The sequence below is a fragment of the Nocardia sp. MH4 genome (assembly GCF_019266065.1).
GTDB classification, from domain to species: Bacteria; Actinomycetota; Actinomycetes; order Mycobacteriales; family Mycobacteriaceae; genus Nocardia; species Nocardia canadensis.
This window is the reverse complement of record NZ_LPNR01000115.1, coordinates 24,943-46,029: the sequence shown is the minus strand read 5'-3', so window position 1 is coordinate 46,029 and position 21,087 is coordinate 24,943. Positions and strand designations below refer to the sequence as shown.

Annotated in this window: 18 protein-coding genes and 1 tRNA gene; 9 read left to right on the top strand and 10 right to left on the bottom strand. The window is 69.7% G+C overall.

Annotated features, from left to right (window positions below):
• Positions 1-82 precede the first annotated feature (82 nt).
• Both ATM97_RS25425 and ATM97_RS25420 read left to right on the top strand, forming a co-directional pair.
• Positions 83-4,009, top strand: coding sequence for a Pls/PosA family non-ribosomal peptide synthetase (locus tag ATM97_RS25425; RefSeq protein WP_218720747.1), 3,927 nt, complete (start codon positions 83-85; stop codon positions 4,007-4,009).
• Entirely contained in the window at positions 4,009-5,364 is a 1,356-nt protein-coding gene (locus ATM97_RS25420; RefSeq protein ID WP_218720712.1) for a M1 family metallopeptidase, read from the top strand. Before ATM97_RS25425 ends, ATM97_RS25420 begins: the two co-directional genes overlap by 1 nt.
• On the opposite strand, the gene ATM97_RS25415 is transcribed toward ATM97_RS25420, so the two are convergent.
• Both ATM97_RS25415 and ATM97_RS25410 read right to left on the bottom strand, forming a co-directional pair.
• Complete coding sequence (locus ATM97_RS25415; protein ID WP_218720711.1) at positions 5,349-5,534, bottom strand: hypothetical protein; 186 nt, start codon at positions 5,532-5,534, stop codon at positions 5,349-5,351. The two genes, ATM97_RS25420 and ATM97_RS25415, sit on opposite strands and share 16 nt — an antisense overlap.
• A 38-nt stretch (positions 5,535-5,572) precedes the next feature.
• Positions 5,573-6,034 (bottom strand): DUF2752 domain-containing protein, encoded by a 462-nt coding sequence (locus tag ATM97_RS25410; protein WP_218720710.1) that lies wholly within the window; start codon positions 6,032-6,034, stop codon positions 5,573-5,575.
• 208 nt (positions 6,035-6,242) lie between these two features.
• Here ATM97_RS25410 and ATM97_RS25405 point away from each other — a divergent pair, with 208 nt between their 5' ends.
• From ATM97_RS25405 to ATM97_RS25385, 5 genes are all read left to right on the top strand, one after another.
• Positions 6,243-7,295: an alpha/beta fold hydrolase gene (locus ATM97_RS25405; RefSeq protein WP_218720709.1), complete on the top strand. Its 1,053-nt coding sequence runs from the start codon at positions 6,243-6,245 to the stop codon at positions 7,293-7,295.
• A 183-nt stretch (positions 7,296-7,478) separates the two neighbouring features.
• Positions 7,479-8,384 (top strand): peptidase M12, encoded by a 906-nt coding sequence (locus tag ATM97_RS25400; RefSeq protein WP_218720708.1) that lies wholly within the window; start codon positions 7,479-7,481, stop codon positions 8,382-8,384.
• Entirely contained in the window at positions 8,368-8,673 is a 306-nt protein-coding gene (locus tag ATM97_RS25395) for a hypothetical protein (protein WP_218720707.1), read from the top strand. The genes ATM97_RS25400 and ATM97_RS25395 overlap by 17 nt, the downstream gene beginning before the upstream one ends.
• Before the next feature lie 43 nt (positions 8,674-8,716).
• Positions 8,717-8,908, top strand: a complete 192-nt coding sequence (locus tag ATM97_RS25390; protein WP_218720706.1) for a hypothetical protein — start codon at positions 8,717-8,719, stop codon at positions 8,906-8,908.
• 4 nt (positions 8,909-8,912) lie between these two features.
• Complete coding sequence (locus tag ATM97_RS25385) at positions 8,913-9,275, top strand: DUF1036 domain-containing protein (protein ID WP_218720705.1); 363 nt, start codon at positions 8,913-8,915, stop codon at positions 9,273-9,275.
• A 49-nt stretch (positions 9,276-9,324) separates the two neighbouring features.
• Here the strand turns inward: ATM97_RS25385 and ATM97_RS25380 are convergent, their stop codons facing one another.
• The 3 genes from ATM97_RS25380 to ATM97_RS25370 are packed head-to-tail and all read right to left on the bottom strand — an operon-like array spanning position 9,325 to position 11,876.
• Complete coding sequence (locus ATM97_RS25380; RefSeq protein WP_218720704.1) at positions 9,325-10,689, bottom strand: S9 family peptidase; 1,365 nt, start codon at positions 10,687-10,689, stop codon at positions 9,325-9,327.
• 9 nt (positions 10,690-10,698) lie between these two features.
• Complete coding sequence (locus ATM97_RS25375; RefSeq protein WP_218720703.1) at positions 10,699-11,280, bottom strand: helix-turn-helix transcriptional regulator; 582 nt, start codon at positions 11,278-11,280, stop codon at positions 10,699-10,701.
• 50 nt (positions 11,281-11,330) lie between these two features.
• Complete coding sequence (locus ATM97_RS25370) at positions 11,331-11,876, bottom strand: dihydrofolate reductase family protein (RefSeq protein WP_218720702.1); 546 nt, start codon at positions 11,874-11,876, stop codon at positions 11,331-11,333.
• A gap of 112 nt (positions 11,877-11,988) precedes the next feature.
• Between ATM97_RS25370 and ATM97_RS25365 the strand changes: the two genes are divergently transcribed.
• Positions 11,989-12,867, top strand: a complete 879-nt coding sequence (locus ATM97_RS25365; protein WP_218720701.1) for a hypothetical protein — start codon at positions 11,989-11,991, stop codon at positions 12,865-12,867.
• Positions 12,868-12,873: 6 nt separating this feature from the next.
• Here the strand turns inward: ATM97_RS25365 and ATM97_RS25360 are convergent, their stop codons facing one another.
• The 5 genes from ATM97_RS25360 to ATM97_RS25340 all read right to left on the bottom strand — a co-directional run bounded on the left by ATM97_RS25360 (position 12,874) and on the right by ATM97_RS25340 (position 18,109).
• Positions 12,874-13,062 carry a hypothetical protein gene (locus ATM97_RS25360; protein ID WP_218720700.1) on the bottom strand — a complete coding sequence of 63 codons (189 nt, stop codon included), beginning with the start codon at positions 13,060-13,062 and terminating at the stop codon, positions 12,874-12,876.
• Between the two features lie 89 nt (positions 13,063-13,151).
• Positions 13,152-13,227, bottom strand: a tRNA-Thr gene (locus tag ATM97_RS25355).
• Positions 13,228-13,284: 57 nt separating this feature from the next.
• Positions 13,285-14,484, bottom strand: a complete 1,200-nt coding sequence (locus ATM97_RS25350; RefSeq protein ID WP_218720699.1) for a DNA polymerase III subunit delta' — start codon at positions 14,482-14,484, stop codon at positions 13,285-13,287.
• A 220-nt stretch (positions 14,485-14,704) separates the two neighbouring features.
• Positions 14,705-17,590 carry a type I DNA topoisomerase gene (gene topA / locus ATM97_RS25345; protein WP_308248612.1) on the bottom strand — a complete coding sequence of 962 codons (2,886 nt, stop codon included), beginning with the start codon at positions 17,588-17,590 and terminating at the stop codon, positions 14,705-14,707.
• Between the two features lie 312 nt (positions 17,591-17,902).
• The gene (locus tag ATM97_RS25340; protein WP_019044597.1) at positions 17,903-18,109 is read right to left on the bottom strand and encodes a cold-shock protein; all 207 of its coding nucleotides are present in this window, start codon (positions 18,107-18,109) and stop codon (positions 17,903-17,905) included.
• 434 nt (positions 18,110-18,543) lie between these two features.
• On the opposite strand from ATM97_RS25340, the gene ATM97_RS25335 reads away from it, so the two are divergent.
• Positions 18,544-20,934: a DEAD/DEAH box helicase gene (locus ATM97_RS25335; RefSeq protein WP_218720697.1), complete on the top strand. Its 2,391-nt coding sequence runs from the start codon at positions 18,544-18,546 to the stop codon at positions 20,932-20,934.
• The last annotated feature ends 153 nt before the right edge of the window (positions 20,935-21,087 follow it).

The following is a 21,087-nucleotide window of genomic DNA, read 5'->3' as shown; positions in this document are numbered from 1 at the left end:
CCCGTTTGCCCTCCGGTAACCCGCCCGTGAAACAACAAACACCACCGATGGGGGTCGACCGATGAGAGGTGGACTGAGCGCCATGCTCGAGCCACGCACTGAGGACCCGGCGAGCCGGTTGCGTGATCCACTCCTGCGCGCCGATCTGGCCGCGCCGCCGCGCACCCTGGTAGACATCCTGACCAGCACCGCCCTGGCCCACCCCGACGCACCGGCGATCGACGACGGCACCGTCGTGCTCAGCTACATGGAGCTGATCGCCGCGATCGAGGCCAGGATGACCGAGCTGACCGCCGCGGGGGTGCGCCCCGGCGACCGGGTCGGCGTGCGGATGCCCTCGGGCAGCGCCGCGCTGTACGTCACGATCCTGGCCGTCCTCTACTGCGGCGCCGCCTACGTTCCCGTCGACGCCGACGACCCGGAGGAGCGGGCCCGGCTGGTCTTCGGCGAGGCCAGGGTGAGCGCGCTGGCCACGGCCGCGGGCATCGAGTCGGCCACCGCCGCCGCGGGCCGCACGCCCGCCTCGGACTGGAACACCCTGCCGACTCCCGCCGACGACGCCTGGATCATCTTCACCTCCGGCTCGACCGGCACCCCGAAGGGCGTCGCGGTCACCCACCGCAATGCCGCCGCCTTCGTCGACGCCGAGGCCCGACTGTTCCTGCAGCGCGCCCCGATCGGCCCCGGCGACCGGGTGCTGGCCGGGCTGTCGGTCGCCTTCGACGCCTCCTGCGAGGAGATGTGGCTGGCCTGGCGCCACGGCGCCTGCCTGGTCCCCGCCCCGCGCGACCTGGTCCGCACCGGCGCCGACCTGGGCCCGTGGCTGATGCGCCGCGAGATCAGCATCGTCTCCACCGTGCCGACGCTGGCCGCCACCTGGCCCGCCGAGGCGCTGGACTCGGTGCGCCTGCTGATCTTCGGCGGCGAGGCCGTCCCGCCGGAGCTGGCCGAACGGCTCGCCGGCGGCGCCGATCGCGAGGTGTGGAACACCTACGGCCCCACCGAGGCCACGGTCGTCGCCTGCGCCGCGCTGCTCGACGGCGGCATGCCGATCCGCATCGGGCTGCCGCTGGACGGCTGGGACCTGACGGTCGTCGACCCGCAGGGCAATCCCGTGCCCGAGGGCGAGACCGGCGAACTCGTCATCGGCGGCGTCGGCCTGGCCCGCTACCTGGACCCGGCCAAGGACGCCGAGAAGTACGCCCCGCTGCCTTCGCTGGGCTGGGAACGCGCCTATCGCAGTGGCGATCTGGTTCGCAACGATCACCAGGGTCTGATCTTCCTCGGCCGGGCCGACGACCAGATCAAGATCGGCGGCCGCCGCATCGAGCTGGGCGAGATCGACAACGCCCTCCAGCATCTGCCCGGGGTCAGCGGCGCTGCCGCCGCCATCCGGACCACCAAGGCGGGCAACAAGATCCTGGTCGGCTACCTCACCGGCGCCGGCCCCGACTTCGACGTCAAGAAGGCCAGAGAGATTCTGGCCGAACAGCTTCCGGCCCCGCTGGTGCCCCGCCTCGCGGTCGTGCCCGACCTGCCGACCCGCACCTCGGGCAAGGTCGACCGCGACGCGCTGCCCTGGCCGCTGCCGAGCACCGAGGAACCGGCCCCGTCCGGTCTCGCGGGCACGGCGGCCTGGGTGGCCGGGCTGTGGGACGCCATCCTCGGCGCCGAGGCCGCCGATCTCGACGCCGACTTCTTCGACCTGGGCGGCGGCTCGCTGGCGGCGGCCCAGCTGGTCGGCGCGTTGCGCGAGCGGTATCCGCACGTCACCGTCGCCGATCTCTACGACCATCCGCGCCTGGGCTCGCTCGTCGAACTGCTCGACGGGAGCGCGCCGGTGGCGGCCGTCGACGTACGCGTCGTCGCGCCGACGCCGTTGCGCGCGCAGATCACCCAGGTGCTGGCCACCCTCCCGCTGACCACCCTCACCGGCTTGCAGTGGGTCACCTGGCTGGCCGCGGTGTCGGCGATCGCGGGCTGGTCCGCCTCGCTGCCGTGGCTGCCGCGGCTGTCCTGGTGGTGGATCGTGCTGGCATTCGTGCTGTTCATCTCGCCGCTGGGCCGGATGACGCTGTGCGTGGCAGGCGCGCGCGTGCTGCTGGCAGGCCTGCGCCCCGGCACCTATCCGCGCGGCTCCTGGGTGCATCTGCGCCTGTGGGCGGCCGTACGCCTGTCGGAGGCCAGTGGCGCCGAAAGCCTGTCCGGCGCACCGCTGATGGTGCCGTTCGCGCGGGCACTGGGCGCCAAGATCGGCAAGGGCGTCGACCTGCACACCCTGCCGCCGGTCACCGGCATGCTCGAACTGGGCGACGGCGCCAGCGTCGAACCCGAGGTGGATCTGTCCGGCTACTGGGTCGACGGCGACGTCGTGCACATCGGCGGCATCACCATCGGGGACGGCGCGGTGATCGGCGCGCGCTCGATCCTGCTGCCCGGCACCAAGATCGGCAAGAAGGCCGAGATCGCCCCCGGCTCCGCGGTATCGGGCAAGGTCAAGGCCGAACAGGAATGGGCGGGCTCGCCCGCGACGAAGGCGGGCAAGGCACCACGCCGCTGGCCCGATCACTCCCCCGAACGCGCCAGGCACTGGCTGATCGTCTTCGGCCTGTCCTCGATGGCGCTGGCCGCGATGCCCGTGCTCGGCCTGGCCGTCGGCGGCACCTTCATCGCCTGGTGGGTCCGCGAGGAGACCACCATCGGCGCCGCCGCGCTGCGCGGTTTCGCCATCCTGCCGGTGGCCACCCTGCTCAGCCTCGCCGTCTACGCCGCCGCGACCGTGATCGCCGTGCGCCTGCTCGGCATCGGCCTGCGCGAGGGCTACCACCCGGTGCGCAGCCGGACCGGGTGGCAGGTGTGGGCCACCGAACGCCTGCTCGATTCGGCCCGCACCTTCCTGTTCCCGCTCTACGCCAGCCTGCTGACCCCGCTGTGGTTGCGCCTGCTCGGCGCGCGGATCGGCAAGAACGTCGAGGCGTCGACGGTGCTGCTGCTGCCCAAGTTCACCGTGGTCGCCGACGGCGCCTTCCTGGCCGACGACACCATGATCGCCAGCTACGAACTCGGCGGCGGCTGGCTGCGCATCGGCGAGGCCAAGGTCGGCAAGCGCGCCTTCCTCGGCAACTCCGGCATGACCGCGGTCGGTCGGCGGGTGCCCAAGAACGGCCTGGTGGCGGTGCTCTCGGCCGCGCCGAGCAAGGCCAAGGCAGGCTCGTCGTGGCTGGGCAGCCCGCCGGTGCGACTACGCCGGGCCGCCGAATCCAGCGACACCTCACGCACTTTCGATCCGCCGCTGCGGCTGAAGGTGGCCAGGGCGATCGTCGAGACCTGCCGCTTGATCCCGGTGATGGTGACCTTCGCCATCGGCCTCGGCGTGCTGTTCGTGCTGGCCCTGATCGCCCAGCATTCCGACTACCTGGTCGCGGCGCTGCTGTCCGGCCTGGTCCTGATGGCCGCCGGCGCGGTGGCCGGTGCCATCGCGGTGGCCGCGAAGTGGTTGCTGGTCGGGCGGATTCGGGCCGTGGAGCATCCGCTGTGGAGTTCGTTCGTGTGGCGCAACGAGGTCTCCGACGCCTTCGTCGAGACCGTCGCCGCACCCTGGTTCGCCCGCGCCGCCACGGGTACTCCCGTGATGAATCTGTGGCTTCGCGGACTCGGTGCCAAGATCGGCCGCGGGGTATGGTGCGAGTCCTATTGGCTTCCGGAGGCAGACCTCGTGACACTCGGTGACGGCGCGACCGTGGAACGCGGCTGTGTGGTGCAGACCCATCTGTTCCACGACCGCATCATGTCCATGGACACGGTGACACTGGACGCGGGCGCCACTCTCGGCCCGCACTGCGTCGCCCTGCCCGCCGCCCACATCGGCGCGGGCGCCACCATCGGACCGGCGTCCCTGGTGATGCGCGGCGACGTGGTCCCGCCGTCGACCCGCTGGTGGGGCAACCCCATCTCGCCGTGGACCGGTACCGCCTCGACGTCGGAGTCGAGGCAGCGCGGAGCCGCCTGATGCGGAGCAAGTTCTACGAGGAACCGATCGACGCCTACCTGCCGCAGAACGGCAATCGCGGCTACCGCGTGTCCAGGTACGAACTAGAGCTCGGCTACCGGCCCGCCAGCAATCGACTGACCGGGCGCGCGGTGATCATCGCGGTCACCACCGCGGTGCGGCCCTGGTTCACCCTCGATCTGTCGCAGGCGCTGACGGTGTCGAAGGTGTTCGTCAACGGGGCCAAGGCCGCGAAGTTCAGTCATCAGCAGGGCAAGCTGGCGCTCACCCCGCAGCAGAAGATCCCGGCGGGCGGCGTCCTGGAGATCACCGTCCAGTACGCGGGCACGCCCCGACCGGTACGCGGGCCGTGGGGCGAGGTCGGCTGGGAGGAACTCACCGAGGGCGCGCTGGTGGCCAGTCAGCCCAACGGCGCCGCCTCCTGGTTCCCGTGTGACGACCACCCGAGTTCCAAAGCGTCCTACCGGATCTCGATCACCACCGACAGCCCGTTCTACGCCCTCGCCAACGGCACCCTGGTCCGCAAGCAGGCCAAGGCCAGCCAGACCACCTGGGTGTACGAGGCGCCCGAGCCGATGGCCAGCTACCTGGCGACCATCCAGATCGGCGCCTACCGCAAGCACCGGATCGGCGCGCCCGGGGAGCCGGTGCCGATGCAGGCCGTCATCCCGCAGCGGCTGCGCGCCAACTTCGACCACGACTTCGCCCGGCAGCCCGAGATGATGGCGCTGTTCACCGAGAAGTTCGGCCCGTACCCGTTCGAGAACTACACCGTGGTCGTCACCGACGACGAGCTCGACATCCCGATCGAGGCACAGGGCATCTCGGTGTTCGGCGCCAATCACTGCGACGGCAAGCGCGGGTCGGAGCGGCTGGTCGCGCACGAGCTGGCCCACCAGTGGTTCGGCAACAGCCTGACACTGAAGCAGTGGCGTGACATCTGGCTGCACGAGGGCTTCGCCTGTTACGCCGAGTGGATCTGGTCGGAGGCCGCGGGCGGCCCGACCGCGGACCAGCTGGCCAGGGCGGCGCGCGCGAACCTGGCCCGTCAGCCGCAGGACATCATCGTCGGCGATCCCGGCCCCAAGGACATGTTCGACGACCGGGTCTACAAGCGCGGCGCGCTCACCCTGCACGCGCTGCGGCTGGAACTGCGCGACCACCTGTTCTTCGAACTCATCCGGGAATGGACCGCGCGCTATCGCCACGCCTCGGTGACCACCGAGGAATTCGTGGATCTGGCAGGCCATTACAGCGTGTCGCCGCTGCGTCCGCTGTTCGCGGTCTGGCTGGGCACGAAACCGCTGCCGCAGCTACCGCCGCTGGGCGGCCAAGCGCATCAGAAGACCAGGTAACGCTGCGCGAGTTCCTCGACGAGCGGATCGTCGGACGGCACCATCTCCAGCGCCTCGAGATCGTCGGCCACCGAGATGCTGCGGGAGTCGTCGCGTTCGGGGTCGGGGCCGTCCTCGGCGAGCTGACGCATCAACTTCTGTCGGACTCGATCCTTCAGTGAATCGCGCATGCCTCCAGATTGCCCGCCGATCCGCGCGCGCACCAGTATCAAACGGGGGTGAGCCAGGTTCCCCACGGCGTGTTGCGCAGGACGGTATAGACGGCGAGCAGACCGAAGAACGACCACACCAGCACCGGACTCAGCCCGGGTACGCGCCAGCGTTGTCCGCGCCGGGCGCGCAACAGCCAGTCGACGACGAACACCGCGAACGCGACGACCAGCGGCAACACCAGCAGATTGCTGTGCAGTGAATCGATGATCCGGCCGTCGGTGAGATTGTGCATCGCCCGCATCCCGCCGCACCCGGGGCAGTACACCCCGAGCAGCGCGTACACCGGGCACAGCCCGTAGGAACCCTCGACGTGCGGATCGCGGAAATGCAGCAGCGCGAGCGTGCCGACGCCGAGTCCGGCCGCGATCAGCGGCGGGGCGAAACGCTGCCAGGCCGGGCGTGCCGGTTCCCGGTGCGGGGCGCCGGAGAAATCGGCCATGACGGGCGTGCTGTCCACGCTCCTACGGTAGCCGCGCCCGCCCGGGGCCGCCAGCATGCCCGGATCGCGCTGCCACGCTGTAATTTTCCGGCGATCTCGGGCGATTTCACAATGACGGCGCGGCTGGTGACCCAGTTCACAACAAATGGGACACTGTGACCCGCTAACACTAGCTAGCACCCCAGCTCGCACTGTACGGTGGCCTACGACACAAAGGAGTGCCGACATGCTTGCAAAGTCGATGATGACGGTAGGCGTACTCACCGCACAGTTCCGTGCCGGGCTGCGTACCCGGAGCTTCGCGACAGCGAAACTCAACGCCCCCACCGTGGCCCACCAGGTCGTCCCGGTGACCACCGCGGACGGCGCCGACCTCCGGGTCCACGTCTACGGCCCCGAGACCGCGCCCACCCTGGTCCTCATCCACGGCTGGGCCTGCAGCATCGAATACTGGAACCCGCAGATCACCGCCTTCGCCGGTGAGTACCGCGTGGTCAGCTACGACCAGCGCGGGCACGGCGAGTCCACCCTCGGCACCGTCGCCCCCAGCGAGCACACCCTGGCCGGCGACCTCGCCGCCGTCCTGGACGCGACGCTGCGCCCGGGCGAGCAGGCGGTTCTGGCCGGGCACAGCATGGGTGGTCTCACCATCCAGGCCTGGGCCAAGCATCACCCCGAGCAGGTGTCCGAGCGCGCCGCCGCCGTGCTGCTGGCCAATACCGCCAACGGCGACATCCGCTGGGAAACCGATCTGCTGCCGGTGCTCAACAAGCAGCTCACCGTCGCCGAGTACCCGGTCACCGTCCTGGGCGCGCCGGTGCGCATGCCGCAGCCGGTCAGCGAGTCGCTGCTGTTCGCGCCGCTGCCGATCCCCGGCGGCTGGTTCACCGAGCAGCTGTTCCGCTACCGCATCCTCACCCCCGAGGCCACCGCCGAGGAGATCGACTTCGCGGTCGGCATCATCCGCTCCTGCCGTCCGCTCGCGCGTGGCCGTCACGCCGCCGCGATGGCCGACATGGACCTGTCGGCAGGCACCGCCAACCTGACCGTGCCGACCACGGTCCTGGCCGGCGCGCAGGACCGGCTGCTCCCGCAGCGCATGTCCCGCTCGATCGTCGACATCCTGCGCCGCACCGGCCACCTGGCCGATTTCCACGTGCTGCCGCACGGGCACCTCAGCAATATCGAGGACACCGCCGCCTTCGACGCGATCCTGCGTCAGATCATGCTGTCGGCCACCAACTCTCGGGCCACCCGCCGCAACGTCGCCGCCCGCTGACCCGAGTCGGTTCTCCTGAGCCGGTCAACGGCGCTCGACTCGGGAGAAACTCGAAGAATGGCCCCCGACCACCAGGTCGGGGGCCTTTTTCGAGCCCGGATCGAGTAGTCGACTACGCGGGACCCGCACCGATTCTCCGTGCCACAGTCACAACCCCACGGTTGTTTCGATGAGGAGGATCCGATGCGTACACCCCCCGACCAGGAGCCGCACGGCAACGGTCACCACGAAGAACCCGCCCCGGTCGAGGAGCCCGGCTGCGTGATCCCCGCGCTGCCGACCCGCCTGCTGGAGCGGGCGGCCGAAGTCGCCACGCTGCTCAATCCGGTGAACGCGCCGCTCACCCAGAGCGCGGCCACCGAGGGCGGCCTGCCGCAGGTCGCCGAACTGGCGGTGCTCACCTCGAAGTACTGGGGCATGCAGCGCCGCACCCTGTCGGTCAGCTTCATGGAGGCGACGGCCAGCGACCTGAAACAGCGCATTCTCACCCATATGAACGCCTGGGGCATCGGCGTCACCTTCGTGCTGACGAACGGCACCGGTCAGGTGCGCATTTCCCGCTCCGGCCAGGGCTATTGGTCCTATCTCGGCACCGACGTCCTGCTGATCCCGCAGCACCGCCCCACGATGAACCTGCAGGGCTTCACGATGGCCACGCCGGAGAGCGAGTACAAGCGGGTCGTGCGCCACGAGACCGGCCACACCCTCGGCTTCCCGCACGAGCATCTGCGCCGCGCGCTGATCGGCAGGCTCGACGTCGCCAAGACGATCGCGCACTTCCGTGACACCTACGGGTGGAGCGAGCAGCAGACGCGCTCGAATGTCCTGACCCCGCTGGACGAACGCTCGATCATGGCCACGCCGAACGCCGACCAGGACTCGATCATGTGCTACCAGCTGCCCGGCACGATCACCACCGACGGGCAGCCGATTCGCGGTGGCCTGGACATCAATGCCGCCGATCGCGTGTTCGCCCGTTCCATCTACCCGACGCTGTGGCCGTTCTTCACCGAGACCGCGGACTGGGACGAGGGCGAGGACGTCAGCGTGGAATCCGCGCTCGCACAGGCGCATGCCACGGCTGGTTGATCTGCGCGCTGGTCCGATCGGGACACGGTTGGAGCTCGCGCCCGGCGACATCGCGCTGTTGCCCGCCGCGGGAGCCCGGGCGATCTCGGGCGCGACGGTCGAGGTGCTCGGCGTCTACCGGGACGCGACCCCGCTCCCGGACGGACGGGTGCTCGCGCCCGAAGGTCCGCCGGATGTGGTGGTGCTCGCCGCGCTGACGCCCGGCGACTCGACAGTACTGCTGATGACCGGCGATCCCTTCCACGGCGCGACGCCACGGGAGTTGTCGGTGACCGTCCAGCGAGGCTGAAAAGCGGTCTCGCCGTAGCCGAATCAGAAGAAAGGTGAAGTTCATGACCGCCGAACCACAAACGGGGCAGCTCGCTGCGGCGCAGGCCCCGGCCGTGCGCGAAGTGGGTGCGTACACCTCGGAAGATCATCGGGCCGAGCGCCCGGAAACGCCCGCGAGCGCGGGTGCGAGTGTGGCCGCGCCGTTCCACGAGGCCGCGAGTCTGCCGGCCCCACCACTCGAGCAGAAGGGGTAGTCCGATGCCTTGGTTGGCCTTTCGCAACAACTACCACCTGGTGGTTTCCGTCGCGGTCATGCAGGTGGACCCGGATTCCTGCCCCGGCCAGTACGGCGGCTGGGCGACGCACGGCTGGTGGAATCTGAATCCCGGCGAATCGAAGACCGCGATCTGGACGAAATCCGACGCCGCGTACTACTACGCCAGAGCGGGCAACGGCGCGTGGTGGGGTGACGTGAACGGCCCTCGGGTCTACGTCAATCCCTTCGACCGGTTCGACTCCTGCCTCCTGATCGGAACCTCCACGTGGGACATCGTGAACATGAGACGGGTGTTCGTCGGCTCGAATCTGCACAACACGCACACCGTGAATCTCAACCCCTGAACCCCGATCCGGAAGGTCCCGACCAGCAGGTCGGGACCTTTCGCGTTCCTCAGGGCAGCAGCAGTCCCCAGTACACCGCCCACAGCGTGAATCCGGCACCGCCGCAGACCAGCAGCGCCCAGCGGACCCGGCCGCCCGTGCCGACGCCGTCGAGCAGGCGTTGCCGCCGCGCCACGACGACGCCGAGCGCCACCACCGCGCACACCGAGACCAGCTGCAACGCCACCCAGGGCAGGGTGCGCCCGAACAGCAACGGGCCGAACGACGTCGCCTTGGTCGAGGCAACGAACACGAACAGGGCGATCGTGCCGAGCATCCCGATCCCCGCCGCCGTCACCAGGATTCGCCCTGGCAGGCCATGGGACAGTCGCCAGCTCCGGGCGAAGCCGGTCACCGCGTACCCGCCGAGCGCGAGAACGGTCCCGAGCAGCAGTGCCAACTGGACCCCGGTGGACTCCCACCACGCCAGGGGCGGCAACGGCGTCACCGAATGCCTTTGCGCCGCAGGTCGATCCGCCTGCGCGTGCGCCGATCCCGGCAACCCGTTCACCCAGTCACCCATGAGCTCGGCGTAGCCGGGCGCGAGGCCGGCGCCCTTGTCGAAGCCATCGGTCGTCGTGAAGGCGGCGTGCTGGGCGTTCGGCAGTGTGCGCAGCGTGTAGTTCACCTTGCCGACCCGATCGAAGACCGCCTGGAAGTCGCGCAGGCTGTCGCCGGGCGGGGTCAGCCGGTCCCTGTCACCCCAGATCGCGAGCACCGGCTGCGGGATCCGTTCCAGCACCGGCACCGGGTCGTAGTCGGCCTGGGCGAACTGACCCGCCCCGGCGAGCTGGCGGATTCCGTTGCGCGCCAGCACCTCGATCATCGATCCGCGCACGCCCGCCGCCGCGAATCTGGTCTCGTTGGCCCAGGTCTGCTGGGCGGCGGGCGCGCCGGAATTGGCGCCGATGGTGATCAGGAACGCGACGTCGGCCGAGCGCGCGGCCGCCAGCGGCGCGACCCAGCCGCCTTCGGAGAGTCCCCAGAGCCCGACCCGGGCGGGGTCGACCTCGGGCCGGCCCCGCAGTGCGGCGATGCCCGACAGCGCGTCCTCGGCGAGCAGGGAGAAGTCGCGGTGGGCGGGCGTGTAGTCCTCAGCTCGCTTGGTATAGCGCAACGCGACGATGCCCGCACGCGCGAAAGCATCGGCGGCCAGGGCGTATTGGGGACTGGGCGCGGTGCCGGAGCCGTGCACCAGCACGACGCCCGGCCGTCCCGTGGCGCCCGCGGGCGCGTGGACGGTGCCGGGCGTGGTGGTGCCATCCGAGCGGGTGATCGTGATATCGGTGGTGGCGGGGTCCTGCGCGGCGGCCGTGGGAGCGGTTGCGACGAGGGCCGCGATCAGGGTGGCGAGCAGTGCGATACGAAGCAACACGGTGAATCCCTACTCGCTGTCGGTCATCCCCGGTGCCGGGAACGCGATGAACCGGGTCAGCACCCGGCGCGCGCCGGGCCTGCCCGCGGCATGGGTGGCCTGAAAGCGTTTGAGCAGCGCGAGGTACTCCTCGCAAAAGGCGTCGAGTTCCTCGCGAGTGGCGTAGATCGCGCCGCGCGAGAACGGCATCGTGTCGGCCCAGTCGCCGAGCTCGGCGCGTTCGGCCCGGAACCGCCCGAACAGCTCGACATCCTCGGCGATGTGCTGGGCGACCAGCCCTTCCAGCAGCTCGCGCAGCTCCGGCGGCTGGTCCTTGTCGAGCCGGTAGCGCAGGTCCTTCGGCGGCGAGCGCCACCACCGCTCCTTCCCCTTCGCCAGCTCGGGCGCCTCCTCGATGAATCCGTGCTCGGCCAGCTGACGCAGGTGATAGCTGGTCGCCCCGGTGTTCTGACCCAACTGCGCACCGAGCGCCGTCGCGGTGGCCGGCCCCTTCTCGGCCAGCGCGCGCAGGATGCGCTGCCGGAGCGGATGCGCCAGCGCGCGCAGCGCGGCGGGATCGGCGATCTCCCTGGGCGGTACCTCGTCGGCCATACATGCACAGTACTCTTTGCATAATTTCTTGTGCAAAGAGAATTGTGCAACTAGGCGGCGTACCGCGAGTAGACGACCGAGCCGTCCAGCACGCGCGATTCCACCAGCCGCAACCGGGCCGCCACGTACCCCTCGGGGAACAGCCGACGACCGCCGCCCTGCACCGTCGGGTAGACGAACAACCGGTACTCGTCCACCAGGCCCGCCCCGATCAGGGCGTGACAGAGCCGAATGCTCCCGGTGACGACGATGTCGCGGCCCGGCTGCCCCTTCAGCGCCGCGACCCGCGCGACCGGATCCCCGGCCAGCACCGTGGAGTTCTCCCAGCCCGGCTCGGTCATGGTCGCCGACACGACGTATTTGCGCTGTCGGTTGAGCGACGCGGTGATGCCGGTCCGGTCATCGGTCTGCGCCGGCCAGAAGGCGCGGAAGTCCTCGAAGGTGCGCCTGCCGAGCACCAGCGCGTCCGACGCGGCGGTCTGCCGGTGCAGTTCGGCGAGCTGTTCGGCGTTGTCGGCCTGCGGGTCGAACCAGTCTCCGAGCATTTCGATCGCACCGTCGGCGGTGCTGTTCTGGGTGATCGCGAGTGTGCGCATGCCGACCTCCTGATCTCGACGACTCCTGGTGATGCAGACGGCATGAGCAGCGCGAATTCATCGGCGTGGCACCATCGAGGCAGCGCTCGACTCTGCCGTCGGACGGAGGCCGGTGTACGTCTACACGAACCTATCCGCCGCGCTGCGCGACACGTCGTCGCCGCTGCGCGAGTACCTGCACCAGCAATTTCCGCACACCCGCGGGGTGCAGGCCGAGTATCGGCGCGGAGCCGGACCACTGCTGGTCGACACCGGCGGCGCCAACCCCGCCACCCTCGGCGCCGCCTTCGACTTCGCCGTGCGCTTCCTGCTGGTCCCCGACCACGAGCCGGTACTGCCGCTGCTCGGGTTCTTCGGCCATCCCCGGGAATCGGCCGTCGTGGCGTCGGTGATCGATACCGCCGGCGCGGCCGTCGCCCCGTCCGCGGTCGACGTCGACCTGCTCAGCCGCGCCTGCTGGGCCCTGGCCCTGTGCACCGACGTCTACCGCCGCGGCCTACGCCGCGATACCGCGCTGGCGAATCTGCTCACCACCGACCGCTTCACCGTCGACCACCTGCTCGCCCTCGCCCCCGCCGACGCGATCCGCCAACTCTGGGAACTGCGCGGCATCGCCGACGAGCACCTGCTCCCCCACCTGCGCCCACCCACCGTTCCCGGCCCCACCTTCGACGCCTCGGTGCTGTGCAACGCCGACGCCGACATCATCAGCGACGGCCTGCTCCTCGACCTCAAAACCCACCTCGGCCCGAAGAACCAGCGCACCGGCCACCGCACCGACGCCCTCAGCGCCACCGACCTCTACCAGGTCATCAGCTACGCCCTCTTCGACCACACCGACACCTACCGCCTCACCGATGTCGGCATCTACTCCGCCCGCTACGGCCACCTCACCACCTGGCCCCTCCCCACCCTGCTGACCGCCCTCGCCGGCGCACCCATCGACCTCACCACGGAACGCGACACGGTCTGGACCCTCCTCGGCGGGTGACCCGGATCAGTGCTGAATCAGGCCGCCGACCGCCACCGGAGCGACATGGCCGATCTCCGGCAGCGTCCGCGCCAGGGCGAGACCGATACCCTCGGCGGTCACGCCCCGCGCGAGCAGGACCCGCCCGTCCTCGATACACACGGCGTAGACCGCCAGCTTCCCGGACGCCGCGTGGGTCGCGAAGACGTACATCACCACCGGAAAGTGGCCGACCGGCGAGTGACTACCGCGTCGCCAGAAACCACACAGGCCCTTCCCGGATTCCCGGAAAGGGCCTGTGACCTTGGAGCCGCCTGGGGGAATCGAACCCCCGACCTTTTCATTACGAGTGAAGCGCTCTACCGACTGAGCTAAGGCGGCGTGCCGTTAGGCGACGCGAGTCTATCGCGGGAACGGCCGGAACGCGAAAACGGGTGGTCAGGTGGAGCGGGCGGCGATGAGGGTGGCGACCATGGCGGCGACGGCGAAGCGGGGTTTCACGTTGAGGTCCAGGGCTTCCCGGCACTCCAGCACCGCGTCGATGCTGCGGAGCAGGCCCTCGGGGCGGACGTTGGTGGCGAGGTCGGTGATCTCCGCGGCCATGTCCGGGTGGGTGAGGGTGATGGCGACCCCGCGGCCGGCGAAGCGCATGGCGAGAGCGTCGCGGTACATCCCGGCCACGTCGATTAGGGCGCGGTCGAGGGCATCGCGGCCGGTGCGGGTGGCGCGGGACTTCTGGCGGCGCTCGAGTTCCTTGAGCACGCCCGCCGAACCACGGGTGGCCGAGGCGGCGCCCTTGCCGGTGCCGCCCGCGCCCAGGGCGGTGGCGAGTTCGTCGCGTTCGCGGTCGTCGCGTTCGGCGCTCATCTGCTTGGCTTCGTCGTCGGCCGACTTCACCAGCTCGTCGGCGGCCGCGTAGGCCGCACCCGGCCGTTCGGTGGCGCTGACCAGGGCCAGCGCCCGCTGACGTCGCTTGCGCGCGTCCTCGTCGGTGGCGAGGCGACGTGCCCGGCCGACATGACCACCGCTCACCGAGGCCGCCCACTCGGCGGTCTCGGCGTCGAGCTGATCCCGCTCGCGCAGGACCTGCGCGATGGCGGGGACGGTCGGGGTCACCAAATGCACGTGCCTGCATCGGGATCGCAGGGTGACGGAGATGTCCTCCGGGTCGACGGTCGGCGCGCACAGCAGGAACACGGTGCGGTCCGGCGGCTCCTCGACGACCTTCAGCAGGGCGTTGGCCGCGCCTTCGGTGAGCCGGTCGGCGTCCTCGACCACGACGATCTGCCAGCGGCCGGTGCTCGGTCGCCGGGACGCGATCTGCACGATCGCGCGCATCTCCTTGGTGCTGATGCTCAAGCCCTCGGGAATGATCCGGCGCACGTCACCGTGCGTGCCTGCCATCGTGGTGGTGCACGCATGGCAGCGACCGCATCCGACGGCGTCGGGGTCGGTGCATTGCAGGGCAGCGGCGAAGCACAGCGCGGCGACCGACCGACCGGATCCGGGCGGACCCGTGAACAGCCACGAATGCGTCATCGCCCCGGTCACGACGCCCGCGCGGGCCGCCGTCGCGGCAGCCGTCAGTTCGGCCTCGACCACGTCCTGGCCGACCAGTCGATCGAAGACACCTGCCACGCGCTACACCCTAGCCGCGTGGTCCGACATCGATCCGGACGGCCGGACCGCCGCGGCCCGGACCGGCCGCCACGGTAGCGCTTGTTCGCCCATCATGACCGCTGCGACGAACACCCGCGTGCCATCACAGCGGCGCCGAGAGACCGACCGCGCGGCCGAGACGCTCGCCTGGACCGATCCGACCAGCCGCCGGGAACCCGCCCCCTGTCCGCGCGCGGTGTCAGTCCGCGTCGGTACCGGCAGTTTTCGACGCCGCCTTCTTCGCGGGCGCCTTCTTGGCCGCGGTCTTCTTCGCCGCGGTCTTCTTGGCCGCGGTCTTGGTGGCGGTCTTCGTCGCGGTCGACGTCGCCGCCGCCTTCTTCGCCGGCGCCTTCTTGGCGGCCTTCTTCGCGGTCGTCTTCTTGGCCGCCTTCTTCACCGGACCACGGGCCCGGCGATCGGCGAGCAGCTCGGACGCGCGCTCGTCGGTGATCGACTCGACCTCGTCGCCCTTGCGCAGGCTGGCGTTGGTCTCACCGTCGGTGACGTACGGGCCGAACCGGCCGTCCTTGATCACCATCGGCTTGTTCGTCGCCGAGTCGTTGCCCAGCTCCCGCAGCGGGGCCGCGCTCGCCGCCTGCCGACCGCGCCGCTTCGGCTCGGCGTAGAGCTTGAGCGCCTCGTCGAGGGTGACGGAGAACAACTGTTCCTCGGTCGCCAGCGAGCGCGAATCGGTGCCCTTCTTCAGGTAGGGCCCGTATCGGCCGTTCTGCGCGGTGATCTCCTCGCCCGAGGTCGGGTCGTTGCCGACCACACGCGGCAGCGAGAGCAGCTTGAGCGCGTCGTCGAGGGTGATCGTCGCCAGATCCATCGACTTGAACAGCGAGCCGGTGCGCGGCTTGACCTCGGCCGCTTTCTTGGCGGTCTTCTTCGCCGGCGTCGCGGCCGGATCCGGCGCGGGCGGCTCGGGCAGCACCTCGGTAACGTACGGGCCGAAACGGCCTTCCTTGGCGACGATTTCGTGTCCGGACACCGGGTCGACGCCGAGTGAGCGGCCCTCCTGAGGCGTCGAGAACAGCTTCTCGGCGACCTCTCGGGTCAGCTCGTCCGGCGGCAGATCGTCGGGCAGGTTCGCCCGCTGCGACACCGGATCACCGTCCGGGTCATCGGGATTGACGATCATCCGCTCCAGGTACGGACCGAAGCGGCCGACGCGGACCACGACATCGCGGCCCTCCTCGTCGACGAACATCTTGATCGAGTTCACTTCGCGGGCATCGATGTCGTCGAGCTGCTCGCCGACCATCTTCTTCAGGCCACCCGAGCGCGCCACCGAACCCTCGGCGCCGTGATCACCGCCGAAGTAGAAGCTGGACAACCAGTTTCCGCGCTGCTCACGGCCACCGGCGATCGCGTCGAGGTCGTCCTCCATCGCGGCGGTGAAGTCGAAGTCGACCAGTCGCCCGAAGTAGGCCTCGAGCAGGCCGACCACCGCGAACGCCACCCACGAGGGCACCAGCGCGCTGCCGCGTTTGTAGACGTAACCGCGATCGAGAATCGTCTTGATGATCGAGGAGTACGTCGACGGGCGGCCGATGCCGAGCTCCTCGAGCGTCTTGATCAGCGACGCTTCGGTGTAGCGCGCGGGCGGGTTGGTGCTGTGCCCGTCCGGGGTGAGCTCGACGGCGGTGACGCCCTGGCCCTCTTCCAGTGCGGGCAACCGGGATTCGGCGTCGTCGGACTGACCGCCCGCTTCCTCGTCGACGCTCTCGACATAGGCCTTGAGGAAGCCGGGGAAGGTGATCGTGCGGCCCGAGGAGGAGAACACGCACTCCTCACCGGTCCGGGCGGTGCCGGTGATCCGCAGGGTCAGCGTGGTGCCGCGCGCGTCGGCCATCTGCGAGGCGACGGTGCGCTGCCAGATCAGCTCGTAGAGCCGGAACTCGTCCTGGTCGACCTTGGACGCCAGCTGGCCAGGGGTCATGAACGTGTCACCGGACGGGCGGATCGCCTCGTGCGCTTCCTGCGCGTTCTTGACCTTGCGGGTGTACTGGCGCGGCGTCGGCGAGACGTACTCCGCGCCGTAGAGCTGCGTGGCCTGCGAACGCGCGGCCGCGATGGCCGACTCCGACAGCGTGGTCGAGTCGGTACGCATGTAGGTGATGTAACCGTTTTCGTACAGCCGCTGCGCCACCCGCATCGTGCGCTCGGAGGTGAAGCGCAGCTTGCGCCCCGCTTCCTGCTGCAACGTCGAGGTCATGAACGGCGGATACGGCTTGCGCGAGTACGGCTTGGCCTCTGCGGAGGAGACGACCAGGTCGGCGCCGTCGAGCGCCTCGGCCAGCCGGTTCGCGTAGGCCTCGTCCAGCACGACGACACCGGTCGCCGACTTGAGCTGACCGTCGGAACCGAAGTCACGACCGGAGGCGACCCGGTCGCCCTCGACCTGGACCAGGCGCGCGCCGAACGTGCGCGGGTTGGTCGAATCGGAGTTCTCGTCGACGCCGGCGTCGAGCTTGGCGGCGATGTCCCAGTATTCGGCGGAGCGGAACGCCATGCGCTCACGCTCACGCCGCACGATGACGCGGGTGGCCACGGACTGCACGCGGCCCGCCGACAGGCGCGGCATGACCTTCTTCCACAGCACCGGACTGACTTCGTAGCCGTAGAGGCGGTCCAGGATGCGGCGGGTCTCCTGCGCGTCGACCAGATCGTTGTCGAGTTCGCGAGTGTCGGCGGCGGCCGCGAGGATGGCCGGCTCGGTGATCTCGTGGAAGACCATTCGGCGGACCGGGACCTTCGGCTTGAGCGTCTCGAGCAGGTGCCAGGCGATCGCCTCGCCCTCGCGGTCGGGGTCGGTGGCGAGATAGAGCTCGTCGGCGTCGGCCAACAGGCTCTTGAGCTCGGAGACCTTGGCCTTCTTATCCGGGCTGACGACATAGATCGGCTCGAAGTCGTGATCGACGTCGACGCCGAGGCGCGCCCAGGACTGCCCCTTGTATTTGGCGGGCACGTCCGCGGCGCCGCGCGGCAAGTCACGGATATGACCCACCGAGGCTTCGACGGTGTAGTTGCGGCCCAGGTAAGGCGCGATCTTGCGGGCCTTCGTCGGGGACTCGACGATCACGAGACGACGCAGGGGACGCCCCTGGTCGGCTGAACTGCGGTCTCGTGTTGCCACCGGCGAACACCTTCCTTCTATATCCGCGCGTCGGGAGGTCCGCTCGGTGCGCGGCTGGGGCAGACGGCGCGACGTTCGGACATCGCCACCAGTGACGTTTATACCTTGCGCACTTGGGTAGCTGCGTCCACGGCGGCTGGCGCCGCGGGTTTCCGGCCTGCTCGGCCCGGAGAACTTCTGGGCGACCTTACCCCTGAAATGGCTCGTCCCCCACCTCCGCGTAGGAGGTGGGGGACGGGCGTTGTTTCGATTCGCAGCTCAGGAGAGCGCGCGAACGCCGGTGGCCTGCGGGCCCTTGGTGCCCTGGCCGACCTCGAACTCGACCTTCTGGTTCTCCTCGAGGGTACGGAAGCCCGTGCCCTGGATCTCCGAGTAGTGGACGAAGACGTCAGCGGAGCCGTCCTCGGGCGCGATGAAGCCGAACCCCTTCTCCGCGTTGAACCACTTCACAGTTCCCTGTGCCATTCTGTTCCTTCTCTTTCTTACCGGAACGGCGGACAACTGGGTTCGTCCACCGGGTCCGTTCCGACCGCTGTACTGTTGGTCCCCCTGCAAGGAAAGCCTGAGCACGGCGTTCGCAACATCGATCCTGCTGATGGTTTGGACTTTCGATCCGTCCCTCGAACACAGAAGCTTGCGACCGAGACCCAGTGAACCATGTCCACGAGCAATTCAACAGTCGAGTTACCGACAATTTGCAAAATTCTTGATCTTGCGAATGCGCAGGTGAGGGAGAGATTGGGTGAATCCGTACTTCCAGTCTGTTTGCTTCACGATAACCGGGTGAGCTTCCAGCAAACCTGCTGTGACCCAGGTCGCTATTGGGTTACGAAATCGCAGGTAGCGCTCGCCGCACACACACGTTTCACACTTCCGGCGTGGCGCGAGAGGGCGATGGGATGAATCCGGCAGAGCGGACCGAGGTCCAGCCGACGACTTCGGGCGAAAGCTACGGGCGATCGTTGCTGAATCGTGTCCTGGTCGAGGCTGCCGCCGGCGGCAACCCCCTGACCTATGTCGCCGAGCTGCCCGCCCGGCCCGCACGGACCACCGACTGGCCGGAATGGGTGCCATCCGCGCTGGTCACAGCGCTGGACGCGGCCGGGATCGACCGGCCGTGGGAGCACCAGACCCGCACAGCCGAGCTGGCGGCGGCCGGAAAACACGTCGTCGTCAGCACCGGGACCGCGTCCGGGAAATCTCTCGGCTACCTTCTGCCGGTCCTCACCGCCCTGCACGACGACCCGCGAGCAACCGCGCTGTACCTGTCCCCCACCAAGGCGCTCGGCGCCGATCAGCTGCGCGCGGTCGGCGGGCTGATCCATGACAATCCCCTGCGGGAGGCCCATCCGGCGAGCTACGACGGTGACACCCCCGCCGAGATCAGGCAGTGGGTACGGGCCAACGCCCGGTGGATCTTCACCAATCCCGACATGCTGCACGTCGGGATGCTGCGTTCGCATCAGCGCTGGGCGCGCGTGCTGCGCAATCTTCGCTACGTGGTGGTCGACGAATGCCACTCCTACCGGGGCGTGTTCGGTTCGCATGTCGCCCTGGTGCTGCGCAGGCTGCGCAGGCTCGCCGCGTTCTACGGCGCCGACCCGGTGTTCGTCCTGTGCTCGGCCACCAGTGCCGACCCCGGGGCTTCGGCGACGAGGCTGATCGGCGCACCGGTCACGGCCGTCACCGCGGACGCCTCGCCGCACGGCGCCAGGACCGTCGCCCTGTGGGAACCACCGTTGAGCACCGCGGTGACCGGCGAGAACGGCGCGCCCGTGCGCCGCACCGCGACCGGTGAGGCCGCCAAGATCATGGCGAGCCTGGTGACCGAGGGCGCCAGGACACTCACCTTCGTCCGCTCGCGCAGGGGTGCCGAACTGATCGCGCTCGACGCCCGCCGCGTCCTCGCCGAACGAGCCCCTGAGCTGCAGGAACGGGTCGCGGCCTATCGCGCCGGCTACCTGGCCGAGGACCGCCGGGAGCTGGAGCGATCGCTCTCGGAGGGCACCCTGCTCGGCGCCGCCAGCACCAACGCGCTCGAACTCGGTGTCGATATCGCGGGCCTCGACGCCGTGGTCATCGCGGGTTTTCCCGGCACCGTCGCCTCGTTCTGGCAGCAGGCCGGGCGTGCGGGCAGGCGGCTGCAGGGTTCGCTCGTGGTGCTGGTCGCCACCGACGATCCGCTCGACACCTATCTCGTCCATCACCCGGAAGCGCTGCTGGACCGGCCGATCGAGGCCACCATCACCGACCCCTACAACCCCTATGTCCTGGGGCCGCAGCTGCTCTGCGCGGCCATGGAGTTGCCGCTCACCGACGACGAGGTGACCGAGCTCGGCGCCGGTGCTGTGCTCGCCGACCTGGCCGAAGAGGGGTTGATCCGGCACCGCCCCGGCCCTGGCGGCGGGCCGGGACGGTGGCACGTCACCGCGCACACCCATCCCCACGACGCCGTGGACGTGCGCGGCGGACTCGGCACGCCGGTGGCCATCGTCGACGCCGAATCCGGGCGCCTGCTCGGCACGGCCGACGCGGGCCGGGCACCCGCGACCCTGCACAACGGCGCCGTGCACCTGCACCAGGGCGAGACCTACCTGGTCGACGAACTCGACCTCGACGGTGGCGTCGCCTTCGTCAACGAGGTGGACCCCGGCTTCACCACCAGTGCTCGTCAGGTCACCTCGATCACCATCGACGCGGTGACCGAGGAGCGCGTCTTCGGCGCCGTCACCACCGCATCCGCGCAGGTCGCGGTCACCAATCAGGTCGTCGGCTACCTCCGCACGCTGGTCACGGGCGAGGTGCTCGACCAGGTCGAACTCGATCTGCCCGCCCAGACGCTGCACACCAAGGCCGTCCTCTATACCGTCACGCCCCGACTCCTGGCCGCCGCCGGGATCTCCGACGACGAGCTCCCCGGCGCTCTGCATGCCGCCGAACACGCCGCGATCGGCATGCTGCCGCTGGTCGCCGGCTGCGACCGCTGGGACATCGGCGGCGTCTCGATCGCCGAGCACCCCGACACCGGCGCGCCGACCGTGTTCGTCTACGACGGGCAACCCGGCGGCGCGGGCTTCGCCGAGCGAGGATTCGCCCGGCTGGACGACTGGTTGGCCGCCACACTCGGCGTCATCCGCAGTTGCGGGTGCCAGGACGGGTGCCCCTCGTGCGTGCAGTCACCCAAGTGCGGCAACGGGAACAATCCGCTGGACAAGGACGCGGCGGCCCGGCTCCTGGTCGCCGTCCTCGGCGAGTTGCGAGCCCACTCCGGCACAGCGGTGAAGTCGTGATACCGCCGCGCCGGTGACGTGACCGGCGCTACACCTCGCTTCAAGAATGCTGGTCGCCCGACCATTTTTGCGTTGACCAGCGAGGACGCCGACGCCGCCCGTGGTATCCCGATTAAAAAGGATAACTCTTCTGTTAACTGGTGCATTGCCGAC